Source organism: Terrabacter sp. Root85, assembly GCF_001429185.1.
Taxonomy (GTDB): domain Bacteria; phylum Actinomycetota; class Actinomycetes; order Actinomycetales; family Dermatophilaceae; genus Terrabacter.
This window is the reverse complement of record NZ_LMIW01000011.1, coordinates 33,757-52,575: the sequence shown is the minus strand read 5'-3', so window position 1 is coordinate 52,575 and position 18,819 is coordinate 33,757. Positions and strand designations below refer to the sequence as shown.

At 71.0% G+C, this 18,819-nt stretch carries 16 protein-coding genes and 1 tRNA gene; 11 read left to right on the top strand and 6 right to left on the bottom strand.

The window, feature by feature from the left end:
- Positions 1-22 precede the first annotated feature (22 nt).
- On the top strand, positions 23-2,860 hold the full coding sequence (gene ppc, locus ASE25_RS16525) for a phosphoenolpyruvate carboxylase (RefSeq protein WP_082622936.1): 2,838 nt from the start codon (positions 23-25) through the stop codon (positions 2,858-2,860).
- Positions 2,861-3,053: 193 nt separating this feature from the next.
- Here ppc and ASE25_RS16520 read toward each other — a convergent pair whose 3' ends face one another.
- The gene (locus ASE25_RS16520) at positions 3,054-4,037 is read right to left on the bottom strand and encodes a YafY family protein (protein WP_056777936.1); all 984 of its coding nucleotides are present in this window, start codon (positions 4,035-4,037) and stop codon (positions 3,054-3,056) included.
- Between the two features lie 61 nt (positions 4,038-4,098).
- Between ASE25_RS16520 and ASE25_RS16515 the strand changes: the two genes are divergently transcribed.
- Both ASE25_RS16515 and ASE25_RS16510 read left to right on the top strand, forming a co-directional pair.
- Positions 4,099-4,674 (top strand): DinB family protein, encoded by a 576-nt coding sequence (locus ASE25_RS16515; protein ID WP_156415620.1) that lies wholly within the window; start codon positions 4,099-4,101, stop codon positions 4,672-4,674.
- Positions 4,675-4,688: 14 nt separating this feature from the next.
- Complete coding sequence (locus tag ASE25_RS16510; protein WP_056826710.1) at positions 4,689-5,297, top strand: DinB family protein; 609 nt, start codon at positions 4,689-4,691, stop codon at positions 5,295-5,297.
- Between the two features lie 385 nt (positions 5,298-5,682).
- Here ASE25_RS16510 and ASE25_RS16505 read toward each other — a convergent pair whose 3' ends face one another.
- Positions 5,683-6,063 carry a hypothetical protein gene (locus tag ASE25_RS16505; protein WP_056826709.1) on the bottom strand — a complete coding sequence of 127 codons (381 nt, stop codon included), beginning with the start codon at positions 6,061-6,063 and terminating at the stop codon, positions 5,683-5,685.
- A 58-nt stretch (positions 6,064-6,121) separates the two neighbouring features.
- Positions 6,122-6,859, bottom strand: a complete 738-nt coding sequence (locus ASE25_RS16500; protein ID WP_056826708.1) for a dienelactone hydrolase family protein — start codon at positions 6,857-6,859, stop codon at positions 6,122-6,124.
- Positions 6,860-6,923: 64 nt separating this feature from the next.
- On the opposite strand from ASE25_RS16500, the gene ASE25_RS16495 reads away from it, so the two are divergent.
- From ASE25_RS16495 to ASE25_RS16485, 3 genes are all read left to right on the top strand, one after another.
- Positions 6,924-7,799: a CPBP family intramembrane glutamic endopeptidase gene (locus ASE25_RS16495; protein WP_082619910.1), complete on the top strand. Its 876-nt coding sequence runs from the start codon at positions 6,924-6,926 to the stop codon at positions 7,797-7,799.
- Between the two features lie 67 nt (positions 7,800-7,866).
- Complete coding sequence (locus ASE25_RS16490) at positions 7,867-9,462, top strand: dolichyl-phosphate-mannose--protein mannosyltransferase (RefSeq protein WP_056826707.1); 1,596 nt, start codon at positions 7,867-7,869, stop codon at positions 9,460-9,462.
- Positions 9,463-9,742: 280 nt separating this feature from the next.
- A complete protein-coding gene (locus tag ASE25_RS16485) occupies positions 9,743-11,341 on the top strand; it encodes a phospholipase C (protein WP_056826706.1) in 1,599 nt (532 codons plus the stop codon).
- Between the two features lie 114 nt (positions 11,342-11,455).
- Here ASE25_RS16485 and ASE25_RS16480 read toward each other — a convergent pair.
- The 3 genes from ASE25_RS16480 to ASE25_RS16470 all read right to left on the bottom strand — a co-directional run bounded on the left by ASE25_RS16480 (position 11,456) and on the right by ASE25_RS16470 (position 13,271).
- A tRNA-Ala gene (locus ASE25_RS16480) sits at positions 11,456-11,528 on the bottom strand.
- A 105-nt stretch (positions 11,529-11,633) separates the two neighbouring features.
- Positions 11,634-12,854 (bottom strand): peptidoglycan-binding protein, encoded by a 1,221-nt coding sequence (locus tag ASE25_RS16475; protein ID WP_082622935.1) that lies wholly within the window; start codon positions 12,852-12,854, stop codon positions 11,634-11,636.
- Between the two features lie 15 nt (positions 12,855-12,869).
- Positions 12,870-13,271: an SHOCT domain-containing protein gene (locus ASE25_RS16470; protein WP_056777920.1), complete on the bottom strand. Its 402-nt coding sequence runs from the start codon at positions 13,269-13,271 to the stop codon at positions 12,870-12,872.
- 427 nt (positions 13,272-13,698) lie between these two features.
- Between ASE25_RS16470 and ASE25_RS16465 the strand changes: the two genes are divergently transcribed.
- The 5 genes from ASE25_RS16465 to ASE25_RS16445 all read left to right on the top strand — a co-directional run bounded on the left by ASE25_RS16465 (position 13,699) and on the right by ASE25_RS16445 (position 18,794).
- On the top strand, positions 13,699-14,175 hold the full coding sequence (locus ASE25_RS16465) for a hypothetical protein (protein WP_157623473.1): 477 nt from the start codon (positions 13,699-13,701) through the stop codon (positions 14,173-14,175).
- 28 nt (positions 14,176-14,203) lie between these two features.
- Positions 14,204-15,334, top strand: coding sequence for a DUF4331 family protein (locus ASE25_RS16460; protein WP_056826704.1), 1,131 nt, complete (start codon positions 14,204-14,206; stop codon positions 15,332-15,334).
- Positions 15,335-15,342: 8 nt separating this feature from the next.
- The gene (locus ASE25_RS16455) at positions 15,343-16,752 is read left to right on the top strand and encodes a Dyp-type peroxidase (protein ID WP_157623472.1); all 1,410 of its coding nucleotides are present in this window, start codon (positions 15,343-15,345) and stop codon (positions 16,750-16,752) included.
- A gap of 21 nt (positions 16,753-16,773) precedes the next feature.
- Entirely contained in the window at positions 16,774-17,637 is an 864-nt protein-coding gene (locus tag ASE25_RS16450; protein ID WP_056826703.1) for an enoyl-CoA hydratase/isomerase family protein, read from the top strand.
- A 77-nt stretch (positions 17,638-17,714) separates the two neighbouring features.
- Positions 17,715-18,794 carry a sulfite oxidase gene (locus ASE25_RS16445; protein WP_082622934.1) on the top strand — a complete coding sequence of 360 codons (1,080 nt, stop codon included), beginning with the start codon at positions 17,715-17,717 and terminating at the stop codon, positions 18,792-18,794.
- The last annotated feature ends 25 nt before the right edge of the window (positions 18,795-18,819 follow it).

The window sequence follows — 18,819 nt, the reverse complement described above, 5'->3', positions numbered from 1 at the left end:
CTCGACGCGGTACGACAGACCCATGACGAGCCAGGGCCCCGCCACGACCGAGCAGCTCCTCGAGGCCGACCGACGCGAGCCGAACGCCGCGACGTTCGCCTCCGGAGTCTCGTCGGCGCAGCAGCACGCCGCCCTCCGCGCGTCCGTGCGCCAGCTGGGCGCGCTGCTCGGCGAGGCCCTCGAACGCCACGAGGGAGCCGACCTGCTCGCCCTCGTCGAGAAGGTGCGTGGGCTGGCCCGCGAGCCCGAGGACGACGAGCTGCGCGCGCTCCTCGAGGGCGTCGACGCCCCGACCGCCGTCGTGCTGGCCCGGGCCTTCACGGCCTACTTCCAGCTCGTCAACGTCACCGAGCAGCTGCACCGCTGGCAGGAGCTGAGCGCGGTCGAGCAGACCCCGCTGGCAGCGACGGTCGGACGGATCGGGGACGCGCTCGAGGCCGGGAGCCTCGAGCGCGCCGAGCTCGAGTCGATCCTCGCCCGACTGGAGTACCGCCCCGTCTTCACCGCGCACCCCACCGAGGCGACGCGACGCACCGTCCTCAACCTGCTCCGGCGGATCGCCGTGACCGTCGACGAGCTCGAGGACCCGCGCCGACCCGTCTCCGACGGGCCGCGTGCCGAGCGCCGGCTGGCCGAGCTCGTCGACATGATGTGGCAGACCGACGAGCTGCGGATCGTCCGGCCCGAGCCGACCGACGAGGCCCGCACGGCCATGCACACGCTCCGCTTCCTGGCCGACCAGGTGGTGCCCGACCTGCTCGCCGAGCTCGACCGGACGCTCGCCGGCATCGGCGTCGAGCTGCCACCGTCGGCCCGGCCGCTGCGCTTCGGCGCCTGGGCCGGCGGCGACCGCGACGGCAACCCCAACGTCACGCCCGAGGTGACCCTCGCGGTCATCGGCATGCAGCACGACGCCGGCCTCGCCGAGCTCGTCGAGAAGCTCGACCACATGCTTCACGAGCTGTCGTCGTCGACCCGCTTCGTCGAGGTCAGCGACGCCCTCCGCGAGAGCCTCGAGCGCGACGCCGAGGCCCTGCCGGTGACGTATGCCGCGGTGCGCCGGCTCAACGCGGAGGAGCCCTACCGCCTCAAGCTCAGCTTCGTGCGCGTGCGGCTGCTGCGCACGCGCGACCGCCTCACCCACGGGACCGCGCACGAGCCCGGCCGCGACTACGCAGGCTTCGACGAGCTGCTCGACGACCTCGTCCTCATGCGCGACTCGATGCTCGCGGCCGGTGACACGCTGACGGCGGACGGTGCGATCCTGCGCCTCATCCGCGCGGCCGTCGCCACCGGCACCGGCCTCGCGACGCTCGACGTGCGCGAGCACAGCGCGAAGCACCACGCCGCCCTCGCCGACCTCTACGACCGCATCGGCGGCCTGGACACGCCCTACAACGAGCTCGACCACGCCGCACGCATCACGGTGCTGTCCCGCGAGATGGCCTCGCGCCGTCCGCTCACCGGTGTCGGCGTCCACGACGTCGGCGACGCCGCGCAGGCGTCCCTGTCACTCATGGCGGCGATCGTGAGAGCGCTCGACACCTACGGCCCCGAGGCGATCGAGACCTACATCGTGTCGATGACCCACGACGTCGACGACCTCTTCGCCGTCGTCGTGCTGGCCCGTGAGGCAGGCCTCGTCGACACGGGCACCGACTCGACGCCGGCCAGCGCGCGCATCGGATTCGCGCCGCTCTTCGAGACCGTCGCCGAGCTCGAGGCCGCCGGACCGCTCCTCGACGCACTGCTGTCCGACCCGTCGTACCGCCGTGTCGTCGCGGCCCGCGGGGACGTGCAGGAGATCATGCTCGGCTACTCCGACTCCTCGAAGGACGCCGGGATCGCCGCCTCGCAGTGGCAGATCCACCGGGCCCAGCGCGCCCTGCGCGACGTCGCCCGCCAGCACGGCGTCGTCCTGAGGCTCTTCCACGGCCGAGGCGGTTCGGTCGGACGTGGCGGCGGCCCGACCGGCGAGGCGATCCTCTCCCAGCCCTACGGCAGCCTCGACGGCCCGATCAAGATCACCGAGCAGGGCGAGGTCATCAGCGACAAGTACACGCTGCCCGGACTCGCGCGATTCAACCTCGAGGTCGCCCTCGCCGCGGTGCTCGAGGCCTCGGTCCTGCACCGGAGGTCCCTGCTCCCCCAGGACGTCCTCGACGGCTGGAACGGCACGATGGACCTCGTCGCGGGTCGTGGCCAGGACGCCTACCGCTCCCTCGTGCGCGGCCCCGGGCTCGTGCCCTTCTTCGTGTCGGCGACGCCGGTCGACGAGCTGGGCAAGATGAACATCGGCTCGCGGCCCTCCAAGCGACCCGGCGGCGAGGGCGGGCTCGAAGACCTCCGCGCCATCCCGTGGGTCTTCGGCTGGACCCAGTCGCGGATCATCCTGCCGGGCTGGTTCGGCGTCGGCTCCGGTCTCGCCGCGGCTCGCGAGGACGGCCGCGAGAAGACGCTGCGCGAGATGTACGGCTCGTGGGCCTTCTTCCGCACGTTCCTGTCCAACGTCCAGATGACGCTCGCGAAGTCGGACCTCGACATCGCCGCCGGCTACGTGCGGGCCCTCGTGCCCGACGACGTGGCCGGGGTCTTCGACACGATCCGCGAGGAGCACGCGCGGACGGTCGAGGAGGTGCTGCGGGTCACGGGTCAGAAGGAGCTGCTCGAGGCGGCCCCCGTCCTGCGGCGCACGCTCGACCTGCGCGACAGCTACCTCGCCCCGCTCCACGCGCTGCAGACCTCGCTCCTCGCCCGGTCGCGCGCGGTGCCCGACGACGTCGAGCCGGATGCGGACGTGCAGCGCGCACTGCTCCTGACGATCAACGGCATCGCCGCTGGCCTGCGCAACACCGGCTGACCCCCGACCACACTCGAGTGAGCGCCCGACCACACTCGAGTGAGCGCCTAACCCCAACTCCGCGGGCGGTCTCAGATCGTCTGCGCAACACGGATGTCGTGTGGGACGGGGCGCTCACTCGTGTGGGACGGGGCGCTCACTCGACTGCGTGTGGTCGCGTATGCCGTCGGCCCCGACGAGCGCACCGGCCCGGTCAGCCGGTGGCGGGGTCTCCCACGGCGCGGAGCATCCGGGCCGCCTGCTCGCGCATGACCTCGCGCAGCTCCGGCGGGTCGAGCACGGTCATCTCCCACGGCAGGGCACCCAGGTGCATCGCCATCGCGCCGAGGTGGTTGCCGCCGGCCTCGAAGATGCAGCGGTCGGGGCCGTCTGCCGTGACCGTGCCGACCGATGGCGGGACCTGCTGGTCCACCGACGACTTCGGCGCCTCGATGCGCACTCGGGCGACGTGGTCGTACGCGTCGCGGCTGATCGCCCGCTGCACGTGCTCGGCGGCGTCGGGCGCGTCGTCGCGCGGGCGGAAGCGCCAGCCGCGGGTGTCGGCATCGGCCATCCGGTCGAGCCGGAAGGTGCGCCAGTCCTCGCGGTCGAGGTCGTAGGCGAGCAGGTACCAGCGGCGTCCGGTGGCGACGAGGCGGTAGGGCTCGACGCGGCGTTCCCCCGAACCGCGCGGGCCGGCATACGCGAAGGTGACCCGCTCCGTCTCGCGGCAGGCACGCGCGAGCAGCAGGAGGGTCGCCGCATCGACCGGCGCGGCGCCACCGTCGAGCGTCACGGTGGCCTCGTGGATGGCCTCGACCTGCGCGCGTAGCCGCCCCGGCAGCACCTGGTCGAGCTTGGCGAGCGTGCGCACCGCTGCCTCCCCGAGCCCTTCGACCGTGCCACCGGCCGCGAGCCGGAGGCAGACGGCGACGGCGACGGCCTCGGTGTCGTCGAGCAGGAGCGGTGGCAGGCGTCGCCCGGCGCCGAGCTGGTAGCCGCCACCGGCTCCGTGGGCGGCGTTGACGGGGTAGCCGAGGTCGCGCAGCCGCTCGACGTCGCGGCGCACGCTCCGGGTCGTGACGCCCAGGCGGTCGGCGAGCTCGGTGCCGCTCCAGACGGGTCGGCTCTGGAGCAGGTCGAGCAGGCGCAGCACGCGGGCCGTCGTGCCGGAGCCGCTGTCGGACGTCGTGGACATGGCTCGAGCATGACAGCCTCTGCGGACAGGAACTGTCCTATATGGCTGGGAGGGTCGAGCCATGACCACGACACAGACCTCCATCGACTGGACCTCGGCCCTCGTCGACCAAGCCGCCCGGCACTGGACCAACCAGCTGCGCCCCCGCCTCGAGGGACTGACCGACGAGGAGTACCTCTGGGAGCCGACTCCCGGCGCGTGGAACGTCCACCCGCGCGGACAGGGCACGACCGAGATCCAGGGCGGCAGCGGTGCGCTCACCATCGACTTCGCCCACCCCGAGCCCGTCCCCGCACCCGTCACGACCATCGCCTGGCGGCTCGCGCACATCGTCGTCGGCGTCCTCGGCGCCCGGGTGCACAGCCATTTCGGCGGCCCCGAGGTCGACTACCTCACCTTCGACTACGCCGGCACCGCCGACGAGGCCCTGGCCCAGGTCGACGCGGCCTTCGCCGCCTGGACCGCAGGCGCCCGGGGCTGGGACGAGGCCGCGCTCGCCGAGCCGTGCGGACCGAGCGAGGGCCCCTGGGCCGAGCACCCGCGCGTCGAGCTCGTCCTCCACATCAACCGTGAGCTCATCCACCACGGCGCAGAGATCGCGCTGCTCCGTGACCTCTACGCCCACCGCAACGACTGAGAGAAGGACCAGACATGGCAGCCCACGTCCCACCCGTCGCCGACGAGCGCGAGAGTCTCATCGCCTACCTCGACCAGCAGCGCGACGCCTTCGCCACCGTCGCCTTCGGCCTGACCGAGGAGCAGATCCGACTCGCACCGACCGCCGGCACCCTCAGCATCGGCGGCCTCGTCAAGCACGTCACCACGTGCGAGCGCGGCTGGACCGAGCGCATGGCTGCGGCGCCCGAGGCGCCGGCCCCGCCGGACCGGTCCCTCGAGGAGCAGGCCACCGCCTGGGGCGACGACTTCCGCGTCACCGACGGTGACTCACTCGAGTCGCTCCTGGCCGCGCTCGCCGCCCAGGGCGACACGACCCGCGAGGTGCTCCGCCGGGCCGACCTCGGAGCCGCCGTGCCGGTGCCGCGCGACGCCCCGTGGTTCCCCCAGGACGTCGACGCGTGGTCGGTGCGTTGGGTCGCGATGCACCTCGTCGAGGAGCTCGCCCGGCACGCCGGGCACGCAGACATCGTCCGCGAGTCGATCGACGGCGCGACGACGTACGAGCTCGTGGCCGCCCGGGAGGGCTGGCCCGAGACGCCGTGGCTCACACCGTGGAGGCCGGCCGAGCGGAGCAGCGCCTGACGCGAGTTCCGTTGCAGCACAACGCTTGCAGCACAAAGGCGAAGGGCCCTTGGGAGTATGAGTCTCAAGGGCCCTTCTGGTTGATCGGTCGATGATGACGCTCCCGATCGACTTCTCGTCGTCTCCGGTCCCGGCCGCCTCGTCACCCGGCTGCCGCAGTGGGTTGCCCCACCGTGTGGACCCTCGTCTCCGAGTCGTCCCGCTCTCCCCGAGGGGAGGGCGTGAGAGATTTCTATCCCGCAGCGACGGGGTCCGCAAGGGCTTTCGCGAAACATTTCGGCGGTCCACAGGCGGGCGGCGTGTCGTCCACAGGAAGGCCCCGTTTCTCCACCGGTTGTACGCGTCGGTGCACAGCTTGTGCACCACCCCTGTGGACGGCGGGGGCTCAGTCGCCGGCCCCGGCCGACTCGTCGAGAACGGCCCGCAGGAGAGCCACCCCCGCCGCCGCGTCCCGGGCCCGCTCGCGGTCCCCGGCGGCGGCGTACGCGGCCTCCGCCTCGACGAGCGACCGCACCTCGGCGACCACGAGCGAGCGCTCGGTGGCGTCGTCGAGCCGACGACGCTCGGCCTCCGTCACCCCGAGCCCGACAGCCGCACCGGCCACGTCGGCCGACGTCGCGACGGTGTGGCCGTCGTCGACGGGCACGGCCTCGGCGTTCTCGATCGCGGCCACGGCGGTGCGCAGCACGCTGGCGGCTGCCCGGTCGCGCTCGCGCATGGCCGTCGTCAGACGGGAGCGCAGGACGGTGCGGAGTGCCGATGACATGCCGAGACGGTATGCCGCTGCCTACCCTGTGCGCCAAGGAGTTTCGCCCCGAATGAGCTCAGCCCGGCGCACGAAGGCGCTCTCGGAAGAAGTCGCGGACAGCCGCGACGGCCTCCGGGTGCTTGTGGTCCGTGAGCGTCGCATGGTCGTGGCCGTCGAGCTCGACCGCGATGAAGCCGTCGCCGAGCTCACGACGCAGCGTCTCGAACCGCGTCCCCGTGGCCCAGTCCCCGCGGTAGCGGACACCGAGCACCGGACACCCCTGCGCGACGCGGCGTCGCACCACCTCGAGGTCCGCAGCCGCCAGGTTGATGTCTGCGGCCCGCCGCCGTCCGAGCGGCAGCGGTGTCGCCGGCTGGGCGACGACGGGCGCCACCACGACGGGGTCGACCATCATCGCGAGCGCGAAACCACCGGTCACGCACATGCCGATCGCCCCCACTCCCGGGCCGCCCGCGCGGAGGTGCAGGTCCCGCGCCAGGGCACGCAGCCACCCGGCAAGCGGTGCCGTGCGACCCGTCGCGAACATCGTGAACTCGCGGGTGACGCAGAGCCGCGGCACGACTCGCAGGGCCTCCCACGTGTGCGGTGGCGCGTGCGACGAGCCGAACAGGTGCGGCATCGTCACGGTGAAGCCGTCCTCGACGAGCTCGTCACCCAGCTCGATGACCTCCGGGGTCAGGCCCGGGCTCTCGTGCACGACGACGATCCCGGGCCCCTCGCCACGTTCGTAGACGGGGTAGGCGAAGCCGTCCGCGGTGAACTCCCCGCCTGCCCAGCCCGCCAGCAACGACATGCAAGGACCCTACGGCGGTCGGCGCTCCCGTGGGCCGAGTCCACCGCGCGACTACAGTGACGCCATGTCGAGCGACGCCGGTGCGGCACCGACCGAGGCCCCCGCCCACGGCGGCAGCGCCCTCCCGCGGTTCCTGTCCCGGCCGTCGCCACGGGACCCGGCCCCCGTCACCGACCCGGCCGAGCGGCGCGGTCTCCGCTGGGAGACGGTCCTCGTGCTCGGGGTCAGCCTCGGGTCATCGGCCGTCTACGCCGTCCTCAGCATCATCGAGAAGCTGACCCGCCCGGTCCCGCTGTCACAGCAGACGACGGCGATGAACCAGTCGGCCACGCCGGGACGTCCGTGGCTCGACCTCGCCTACCAGCTCGCCGGCATCGTCCTGCCCCTCGTCGCCGTCGCCCTGGCGCTATACCTGCTCAACCACGTCCGGAGGCCGGCCGTCGACGTGCGCGCCGGCCACTTCGTCGGCCTCGACCGCCGCGAGCCCGGCCGTGACCTCCTCCGCGGGCTCGGGCTCGCCGCCGTCATCGGCATCCCGGGGCTCGGCTTCTACTTCCTCGCCAAGGCGATCGGCATCAACACCCAGGTCTCGGCCGCCAACCTCGAGGCGGTGTGGTGGTCGGCTCCCGTGCTCGTCCTCGCGGCCGTCGAGAACGCCCTCCTCGAGGAGGTCATCATGGTCGGCTACCTCTTCACGCGGTGGCGCCAGACCGGATGGTCGTGGCCGCTCGTCATCGGGCTCTCGGCGCTGATCCGTGGCAGCTACCACCTCTACCAGGGCTTCGGCGGCTTCGCCGGCAACATCGTCATGGGGCTCGTCCTCGGCCTCGTCTTCGTGCGCACCCGGCGCGTCATGCCGCTCGTCGTGTGCCATGCCGTGCTCGACACCGTGGCCTTCGTCGGCTACTCCGTGCTGCGGTCGCGCGGGGTCTCGATCTGACCGCCCCCGCCGGCCGCCGTCGGAGCGCCGCGCGGCCCACCCAGCCCCACTGCATACGATGTCGCCCATGAACTCGGCCAGACAGGTGCGCGCTCGCCTGCTCGGGGACCCGGCCGACGACTACCGGCTGACCCGCCGCACCGCCGGACGCATCGCGTGGCTCGGCTGGGCCGGGCCGCTCTTCTTCATGCTCGTCGGTGGCTTCATGCGCTTCTGGCACATCGGCGCCCCGCACCAGCTGATCTTCGACGAGACGTACTACGTCAAGCAGGGCTGGTCGATGGTCCTGTACTGGTTCGAGATGAAGAACGACGACGTGCTGCAGGAGGCCAAACAGGTCGACCAGCACTTCACCGCCAACGACCCGATGGTCTACGGCACCGAGGGCGACTTCGTCGTCCACCCACCCGTCGGCAAGTGGCTCATCGGCTGGGGCGAGGCGCCGTTCGGCATCCTCAACTCCTTCGGCTGGCGCTTCGCCGTCGCGCTCGCCGGCACGATCTCGATCTTCATGCTCGGTCGCATCGCTCGTCGGCTCTTCCGCTCCGACCTCCTCGGCACCGTCGCGGCCGCGCTCCTCGCCTTCGAGGGCCATCACTTCGTCCACTCGCGCACCGGCCTGCTCGACATCTTCGTCATGTTCTTCGGGCTCGCAGCTTTCGGCGCGCTGCTCATCGACCGCGACATGGCGCGGGAGGTGCTGGCCCGCACGGTCGGTGACCGCGCCCGGGCCGCGACCTCGTGGATGGGGCCGTGGCTCGGCTGGCGTCCGTGGCGGTGGGTCGCCGGCATCATGCTCGGGCTCTCGGCCGGCGTGAAGTGGTCGGGCCTCTACTTCCTCGTCTTCTTCGGGGTGCTCACCGTGCTCTGGGACGTCGGGGCCCGCCGGGCCGCCGGCGTGCGCGGCTGGTCGGCCGGCGGCATCGTCAAGGACGGGCCGTACGCGTTCGTGCAGCTCGTCGTCGCCGCCGTCGTCACGTACGTCGCGAGCTGGACCGGCTGGATCCTCACCAAGGGCGGCTCGTTCCGCACGTGGGCGCAGAACAACCCCGACACCGACTACGGCTGGCTGCCCGACTGGTGGCGCTCCCTCTGGGCCTACCACCAGCAGATGTACGCCTCGACGCAGGCGATCACGAGCTCGCACCCGTACCAGACCAACCCGTGGTCCTGGCTCATCCAGGGGCGGCCCACCTCGTTCTTCTACGAGGGCCCGAAGAAGGGCGCCGACGGCTGCATCGTCGACCAGTGCAGCAAGGCGATCACCTCGATCGGCACCGTCTCGATCTGGTGGGGCGCGACGCTCGCGATCTTCGTCCTGCTCTTCATGTGGGCGCTGCACCGCGACTGGCGCGCCGGCGCGATCCTCTGCGCCCTCTTCGCCGGCTACCTGCCGTGGTTCTTCCTCGGTGACCGGACGATCTACTCCTTCTACGAGGTCGCGTTCGTCCCCTACGCCGTGCTCGCCTGCGTCTACGTCCTCGGGCTCGTCGTCGGCGGCCGCGACGCCTCCCTGACACGCCGCCGTGTCGGCTACGGGCTCGTGGGTGCGTTCGTGCTCGTCACCATCGGCCTCTTCGCGTTCTTCCACCCGATCTACGTCGCCGACGTCATCCCGTTGTCGGAGTGGCAGGCTCGGATGTGGTTCCCCAGCTGGGTCTGAACCCGCGCGGGCCGGCCGTCGCCAAGGTGGGACGTCTGCCGGAGGCGCCGGTCCTCGGCCGCAACCGGTCAGTGCACGATCCGGACGTTCGGGGCAGAACGGTCTACCCTGAACGGTGCACCACCGTTCATCTGACCCATCCCTCGGACCCACCGTCTGCTAGAGGTACGGCCGGCGCCCACGCCCGTTTCGGGAGCAGGTGAGGAGACCCCTCATCTGCGGACGAGAGCGCGGAAGACCGCTCCCCAGAAGCGCGCTGTCCCTTCTCAAAGGAGTCCTGATGACGTTCTCTCCCCTAGGCCGAGCTCACGCGCCAGTCGCGGCGGCGGTCGGCCTCCTCGCCCTCCTCGCTGCGTCGGGGCCGACCACGGCCTCACATCCCCTCGTCGCGGACGCGGGTGCGGTGTCCGAGGTGCACCCGGTCGCAGCCCGATCGCACCCCGCCACGGCCACGCCGGTCGAGCACCTCGTGGTCATCTACCAGGAGAACGTCTCCTTCGACCACTACTTCGCCACCTACCCGCAGGCCGTGAATACCGCCGGTGAACCCTCGTTCCGACCGGCACCCGGCACGCCGAGCGTCAACGGGCTGGGCGTCTCCCTGCAGTCGCCCAACAACCCCAACTCCGTCCAGCCGTTCCGTCTGGCCCGATCCCAGGCACAGACCTGCGACCAGGACCACAACTACAAGGACGAGCAGCTGGCCTTCGACCACGGGCTGATGGACAAATTCGTCGAGACCGTCGGCCGAGGTGCCGGCGTCTGCGCCGACTACGGCCACGGCAAGGGTCTGGTCATGGGCTACTACGACGGCAACACCGTCACGGCGCTCTGGAACTACGCGCAGCACTTCGCGATGAGCGACAACCACTTCAGCAGCACCTTCGGGCCCTCCACGCCTGGTGCCATCAACCTCGTCTCGGGGCAGACCCACGGGTTCAGCCCGGACGGCGGGGCGGTGCCGGCCGCCAGTGGCACCATGATCGGCGACCCCCAGCCGAAGGGCGACATCTGCGACACCCGCGACACCAGCTCGTCGGTGGACCCCCGCAATCGAAACATCGGCGACCTGCTCAACGCCCAAGGAGTCAGCTGGGGCTGGTTCCAGGGAGGCTTCGCCGACTGCGCGGCCTCGCACACCGACGCCGGCGGGGTCGTGAGCAAGGACTACATCCCGCACCACGAACCGTTCCAGTACTACGCCAGCACGGCGAACCCCGACCACACGCGTCCGACGTCGACGGCCGAGATCGGACACGCCGGACCCGCCAACCACCAGTACGACCTGACCGACTTCTGGTCCGCCGTGCGAGCTCACAGCCTGCCGTCGGTCAGCTTCCTCAAGGCGGCCGCCTACCAGGATGGGCACGCCGGATACTCCACGCCGCTCGACGAGCAGCGCTTCCTCGTCGAGACGCTCAACCAGCTCCAGAAGTCGTCCCAGTGGGAGCACACCGCCGTGGTCATCGCCTACGACGACAGCGACGGCTGGTACGACCACCAGATGTCGCCGATCGTCAACCAGTCCCGGGAGGCCAATGATGCGCTGACCGGGCCCGGCGCCTGCGGCACCAACCCCGCCCGGATCGCCGGCGGCTACCTGGACCGGTGTGGCTACGGTCCACGGCAGCCGCTGCTCGTCATCTCGCCGTTCGCCAAACGCAACTACGTCGACCACTCGGTCACCGACCAGACCTCGATCCTCAGGTTCATCGAGGACAACTGGAACACCGGGCGGGTGGGCAACTACTCCTTCGACGAGAAGGCCGGACCCCTGACCAACCTCTTCACCTTCCGGACCCCCGGAGACGACGGCCACGGCGCCCGCGCCCCGCGCCTCACACTCGACCCGGAGACCGGTCAGCCCAAGGCCCTGTGACGAGCCCGTTCCGTGGGTGAAGCCGAGGGGAGCCGTCGCTCCGTCTCCTCCCGAATCCCCATCCACAGATGGCAGAAGGCCGGACGACGAACATGTCCGGCCTTCTGCCATGTGTGGAGCTGAGGGGATTCGAACCCCTGACCTTCTCATTGCGAACGAGACGCGCTACCAACTGCGCCACAGCCCCTTGGTGCGAAGGAACGATAACACCACGCCGACCGGCATACCCAATCGACCCGCGCCCGCAGAGCGTGGTGGATCGTCGGCATCCAGCGCCGGCAAAGCACCGCGACTAGGACGTCGCGGACGCCCTCGGCGTCGCCGCTGACGGCGTCGGCGCCGTGGACGTCTCAGACCCAGAAGGGCTTGGCGAGGGCGTCGGCTTGCCGGCCTCGGCGATGGCCTTCTCGAGCGCGGCGACCGTCGCGGCATCGACCGTCCCGGTGGCCGGGACGTCGAGCTCGGCCTGGAACTTCTTGAGCGCCTCCGTCAGGGCAGGTGTCCACTGTCCGTCGACGGGACCGTCCCAGAAGCCGGCGAGCTTGAGGGTCTGTTGCACGGCGGCCGTCGACGCGAGCTCCTCCTGCGCGGCCGCGCCTCCCTTGGCCTGCAGGTCGGACTGGAGGGCCTCCTGCGTCGCCTTGTCGACCGTGCCGGTGACCGGCAGTCCGTGGGCCTTCTGCAGCGCCTGCACGGCGTCGACCGTCGACGGCCCGTACACGCCGTCGACCTTGCCGGTGAAGTACCCGGCCTCGCTGAGGGACTTCTGCAGCGTGGCCGTGTAGTCGTGCACCGCCGTCTGGGCGGACTTCTGCGCCTCGTCGGTCAGACACCCTGCGTCGGCGAACAGGGCCAGCCACGACATCTCGAGCGCCACTGCGGCGGCGTTGAACTGCTGGGAGGCCTGGCGCAGGGGCGTCTGAGCGCCGATGCCCTGCTGGGCTGCCGTGAACTCGGTCTCTGCCTGCGTGACCCGGTTCACCGTCGCCGGCGGAACGGTCGGTGTCGGGCTCTGGCTCGCCGCCGGGGTCGTGGCGCTCGACGATGACCCAGCCGTGGTGTTCCCCGCGGCCGCGGCTGCCTGGGCGGCCGCCAGCTCCTGCTCTGCCGTCACCACCGCAGCCTGGGCGTCGACCGCGGCCGTGGCGGCTGCGGTGGCGTCCGCACGCGGCTGCTCGAGGTCGGCACCTGCCGTCTGCACGTCCCCCACCGTCGGGGCCGTCGCCGTCAGCACGTCCCCGTAGCGGTCGACCGCCGTGACGTAGTCGGCCGCCGTGGTGCAGAAGTGCGCCGCTGCCGCCGCGGCGTCCGTCCGTGCCCTGGCCAGCGCTTGCTCCTTGACGGACACCCGCGCATCGGGCAGTGCCGTCCCGGTGCTGCAGGCGGCAAGCGCCATCGCGATCGCCACCGCGCAGCCCCCGACGCGGACCCGACTCCGGCGACGCGCGCCGGACGGACGCCCTCCGACCCCAGTGCGGTCGGAGGTGTCGGACGGGCCGGTCAGGGGCAGCACGGCGGCTCACCCACGTCAGGCCAGCGCCTTGGCCTTGAGAGCGTCGAACTCGTCCTGGGTGATGGTCCCGGAGTCGAGCAGCCCCTTCGCGCTGGCGATCTGGGCCGACGGGCTCTCCGCCGCCTGCGAGCCGGCCGCCTGACGGATGTACTCGTCCTGCTGGGCCTTCATCTGGGCCATCTCCGTCATCTGACGCTCGGTCATGCTGCGCCCACGGGCGATGAGGTAGATCAGCGCGCCCAACCAGGGCACGAGGATGAGCAGAACGGCCCAGCCCGCCTTGCCCCAGCCGCTGAGCTCGCGGTCACGGAACAGGTCGAAGATGCACCGGAACCACACGGTGATCGCGGCGATCCAGATGAAGAACCAGAAGCTCCACAGCAAGACGTCCCAGAAGTTGTTCGTGATGTTGTCCATGTCAGTCCCCTCGGTGCGGTGTAGCGGTGATCAGGGCGCTGACGTGCGCCGTTGACCTCAGCCTGCCCACGGAGCCGGCGAGGTGCCTCAACCGCTGAGGGTGAACCGTTCCGACGAAAACCGGCTGGAACTGCCGGCCTCCCCCAGCGTGCCCGGCCTCACGTTCCCCCCGACGTGCTGTCCGGGGCTGCCATCTCACGTGCTCTTTCATACTTTGGGGGTGATGTTCACCCCGCGCTCAACCGTGACGGTGGGATCGGTGGGAGGGCTCTCGTGGGGCCCCGGGCGGCGAGTGGACCGAATGACACCGTTCGCTCGGGGCAGCACGACACCGGACAGAAGCCACACGAGAGACAGGGCATCGGTGATGGGTTCCGACACAAGTTCCAGGCCGGGCGTCAGCGTCGGTCCCACCAGCGAGTTCAGCTTGTTCTTCCACGTCAAGCCGGGACACGGTGAGGCTCTCCACCAGGCCCTTCGGGACCTGCAGGACGCGCCCGGCTACCGGCCCGGCGACTACGAGATGCCGATCGCCTCCATCCACGAGGCACGCTTCGTCCCCTTCGACGACGACACGCGGCTTCTCTTCGCCACGAGCTTCGACGGGCCCTGGGACGCGTACATGGAGGACTTCGCGTCGAAGCCGCTCAAGCTCTTCGACTCGATCTTCCAGCACGTCGTGGGCTACGAGGGGCTCCCGTCGTTGCAGGCGGTCAAGGACTTCATCCTCAATGCCCAGCAGACCGCCGGTGGCTACGCCCGCAACTACGGCGGCACGGTGAAGCAGATCCGGAAGGCCATCACGGTCAACGACGCGTTCCAGGAGGTCCTCGACGACCCCGGGGCAGCCGACGCCTTGCAGCACCCAGCGCTGCGACCGCTGCTCGACGTGGCCGCGGACTAGTCGACAGCCCTACCTCGGGAGCGAATGCATGTCCGACCACATCTCCGGCCCGCGCGCGCTGGCCGAGCCGATCGCCGACATCACCGACGTGTACGCCTTCCCGAGCCCGCAGCGGCCCGGACGTCTGGTGCTCGTCATGAACACGCTGCCGTTCGCCCAGCCCGGCGATCACTTCTCGGACGGGCTCATCTACCGGTTCCGCCTGCGCCAGCTCACGGCCCGCGCCGGCGGCGGCCCCAGACTGTTCGACATCGCCGAGCGCGAGGTCACGGTCGACGTCGTCTTCGACGAGCCGGACGCGGAGGGTCCGCACGCGCAGGACGGCGTGGTCCGCACCTCGGGCGGCGTCAGCCAGTCGTTCCGTGCCGGGGAGCGGAGCGGCGGCTCCACCGACCCGTTGCGCGTCTTCGCCGGCGTCCGCTGGGACCCGTTCTTCATGGACGCTCCTGCCGCGTTGAAGACCATCGCCACCGGGGAGCTCAGCTTCGCGCAGCCCGGGACCATCTTCCTCGACGGCAAGAACGTCCTCAGCATCGTCGTCGAGCTCGACGTGGCTACCCTCCTGGGCGCGGATGTCGCTCTCGTGGGCGTCATCGCGGAGACCCTGACCCGCGGCAGGTTGAACGTCCGCATCGAGCGCGTCGGCCGGCCCGAGGTCAAGAACCTCATGCTCGCACCGAAGCAGTTCGACCAGGTCAACCGCGACCTCGAGATCCGCGACCTCTACAACATGGAGGACGGTTTCCACCTCGCCGAGGGGTACAAGGGCGCCTACCGGGCTCGACTGGACGCCAACCTCGCCTTCTGGGACGGCCTCGACGGCAAGGCGGACTGGTCGGTCGACGAGAGCGGAGCGCATGCCCTCCGCGGGGTCATGCTCGACGACTTCCTCGTCGTCGACGTCAGCAAGCCGTACGCGGAGCGTGGCTCCTTCTTCGAGATCGAGCGAGCACTCATGAACGGGGAGGCGCACCGCACCTGCGGTGGGCGCGCCCTCAACGACGACGTGATGGACACGATCTTCACCCTGCTCGTCACCGCCGGCCTCGGGCCCGCCATCAGCGACGGCGTCGATGGGGCGAGCATGCCTGCCTCGACATCCTTTCCGTATCTCGCCGACCCGAACCCGGAGCCACCTGTGCCGCCGGCGCACATCTAGGTCGGGCCGTGAACCCGCCGACGCCCGCCTCCACCACGAGCGCCTCCCCGGGGGCCGGGACCGCCGAGACGACCGGAGCGCCTGCGGGGCCCCCGCTCGAGATCGACGACATCCAGGGCGGCGCGCTCTACGAGCGGCCCTCGCCGTACGTCGGCACCTACCTGCTCCTCCAGATCCATGACCCCGCCGACGGGCGGGAGCTCATCCGACGGCTGCTCCCTCTCCTGGAGCCGGGGCCGGCCTCCGCAGCACCGCGGTCCGGCGCCTGGTTGACCGTGGCGTTCACCTACGAGGGCCTCAGGGTGCTCGGTGTCCCGGAGGAGTCGCTGGACAGCTTCGCCCCGGAGTTCCGGGAGGGGATGGCGGCCCGCGCGGCCGAGCTCGGTGACGTCGGCGCGAGCAGCCCCGAGCTCTGGGAGAAGCCCCTGGGCACCCGTGACGTGCACGTCGCGCTGGCCGCGCTCGCCCCCGATGCCGCCGACCTCGAGTCGGTGGTGGCTCGAGCCCGCCACGCGCAGGAGGAGATCCCGGGCGTCGAGGTGATCTGGCGCCAGGACTGCTACCAGCTGCCCACCGGACGCACGTCGTTCGGCTTCAAGGACGGGATCGGACAGCCCGCCGTGGAAGGGGTGGGGACGCCGACCACGAACCGCGGGGAGCCGCCCATCAAGGCGGGCGAGTTCATCCTCGGCTACCCCGACGAGACCGGCGGCCTGGCGCCCATGCCGACCCCTGAGGTCCTTGGCCGCAACGGCACGTACATCGTCTTCAGGAAGCTGCACACCCGCGTCGCCGCCTTCCGCCAGTACCTCCGCGACAAGGCGAGGACCCGTGAGGAGGAGGCCCTGCTCGGAGCCAAGATGGTCGGGCGGTGGCAGAGCGGAGCGCCGCTCGTCCTCTCCCCCGACGAGGACGACCCCGAGCTCGGCAGCGACGCCGGCCGCAACAACGACTTCGGCTACACCTCTGACCTGCGCGGCTTCAAGTGCCCCGCCGGAGCCCATGCCCGACGCGCCAACCCGAGGGACTCGCTCGACCACGAGATGAGCGTCGACGTGCGGCTGCACCGCATGATCCGCCGGGGTACGAGCTACGGTCCGATGCTGCCCGACGGTGTGCTCGAGGACGACGGCGAGGACCGGGGCATCATCTTCGTCTTCGCGGGGGCGCACCTCAAGCGCCAGTTCGAGTTCGTCAAGACGCAGTGGCTCAACGACGGGATCTTCATCGGCGCGCCCGCCGAGAAGGACCCCCTCGTCGGGGCGACCGACGGGTCCGGCGCCTTCACCATCCCGCAGCACCCCATCCGTCGCAGGTTGCCGGACGTCCCGCCCTTCGTGGTCACCCGGGGCGGCGAGTACTGCTTCGCCCCGGGGCTGCGAGCGCTGCGGTGGCTCGCCGAGCTCCCTGAAGACTGATCAACCGAACGAGGAGAGCGCATGTCCGACACGACCGGCACCGACCGCTGGAAGGCCCTTGACTTCGCGCCGCCTCCCCCCGACGAGGACGCAGCCGAGCCCTCCGTGCTCGTCGAGTACGTGGCCGGGGACACCGTCGCCGTGATCACCCTGAACAGGCCGCTCGCCGACAACGCCATCACGACCGAGATGGGCGCACGCCTGACCGAGGTGCTCGAGACGATCGCCGTGCGGCCTTCCATCCGCGTCGCCATGATCACCGGCGCCGGTGAGCGGGCCTTCTCGGTCGGCAGCGACCTGCGCCAGCGCCGGAGCATGACGAAGGAGCAGTGGCTGCGGCAGCGGCAGGACTTCGACCGCACCCTCTACACACTCCGCCAGCTCCGCAAGCCGATCTTCGCCGTCGTCAACGGGATCGCGTACGGCGGCGGGTCCGAGATCGCCCAGAGCACGGACTTCATCATCGCATCGGAGAACGCCACCTTCGGCCAACCCGAGGCCATGATCGGGCTCTCGGCCGGAGGCGGCTCACCGGCGCTGCTCCCCCGCCTCCTGCCACGGGGACGGGCCCTGCAGATGCTCCTGACCGGAGACCCCGTCACGGCGCACGAGGCCCACCGGATCGGGATGGTCAACGAGCTGCACCCGCAGGCGGACCTCATGTCCCGCGCGCTGGCCATCGCGGAGAAGATCGCGAGCAACTCGCCGACCGCCGTCCAGGCCGTCAAACGTGCGGTTCACCTGGGTGAGGGACAGCCGATCGAGCAAGCCGTCGCCATCATGATGGACGCCCACTGGCGCTCGGCCGTGCACCCCGATCGGGTCGAAGGGATCGGCGCCTTCAACGAGAACCGAGACCCCCACTTCCAGGACTCGGACTACTGACCGAGCCGTGATCGACACCCCTGCTCGACCCCCTGATCGACCCCCTGATCGACCCCCTGATCGACGAGGAGCCCACCATGCTGGTTAACGACAGTCTCCGACGAGCCCGGTCCGCGCTGACGATGATCCACCAACAGCCGTTCAACGCCGAGGCCCCACCCGAAGGGCTGACGGGCGACACCACCCCGACGGAGCAGCACTACGTCCGCAGCAACTTCGCACTGCCGGAGCACGACGGCACGCTCGAGATCGGTGGCGCCGTGGGCTCTCCCACGACCCTCACGCTGGACGACCTGCGCGCCCTGCCGTCCGTCGAGCGGGCCGTCACGCTCGAGTGCGCGGGAAACGGGCGGCTCGAGACGCGGCCGCTGCCCGCGGGAGAGCCATGGGGGGCGTATGCCGTCTCCACCGCCGTGTGGACGGGCACCTGGCTGCGCGACGTGCTCGAGCGGACGCAGCCCGATCCCGCCGGCGTGGAGGTCCGTTTCGAGGGCGCCGACAGCGGCTCCTACCTCCTCAACCCGGTGCTCGCCCAGACCGTGAAGTCCGACCTGACGTTCGTCCGTTCGCTGACCCTCGAGCACGCTCTCGACCCGGCGGCGGAGATCCTCATCGCCTACGAGATGAACGGACGCCCGCTCGGTCGCGACCACGGGGCGCCGTTCCGGATCGTCGTACCAGGCTGGTTCGCCGTCGCATCGGTCAAGTGGCTCAAGAGGATCGACGTCGTCACGGAGCCGTTCGAGGGCGAGTTCCAGACCGGGCACTACGTGTACGAGTGGCCGGATCGTCCCCACGAGCGGGTGACGACGATGCGCGTGCGGGCACGCGTCACCGACCCGGCGCCGGGGGCGGTCCTCACGCCGGGCACCCACGTGATCCGCGGGAAGGCCTGGTCGGGCACCGGGCCGGTCACGAACGTCGACCTCAGCTTCACCGGCGAAGGTGACTGGAGCCCTGCCGTGGTCGAGGCCCCCCAAGGGCCGCACCAGTGGCAGAGCTGGGCCTACGAGTGGGACGTCGCCCTGCCGGGGCGGTACAGCATCCGCGCCAAGGCGACCGACGCCGCAGGCAACGAGCAGCCGGACGTCCCACCGTGGAACCGGCTCGGATACGGGAACAACGCCGTCGAGGTGTCCTACGTCGACGTGCGCTGACCGCGCACCCGCGGCCGCCTCGTGG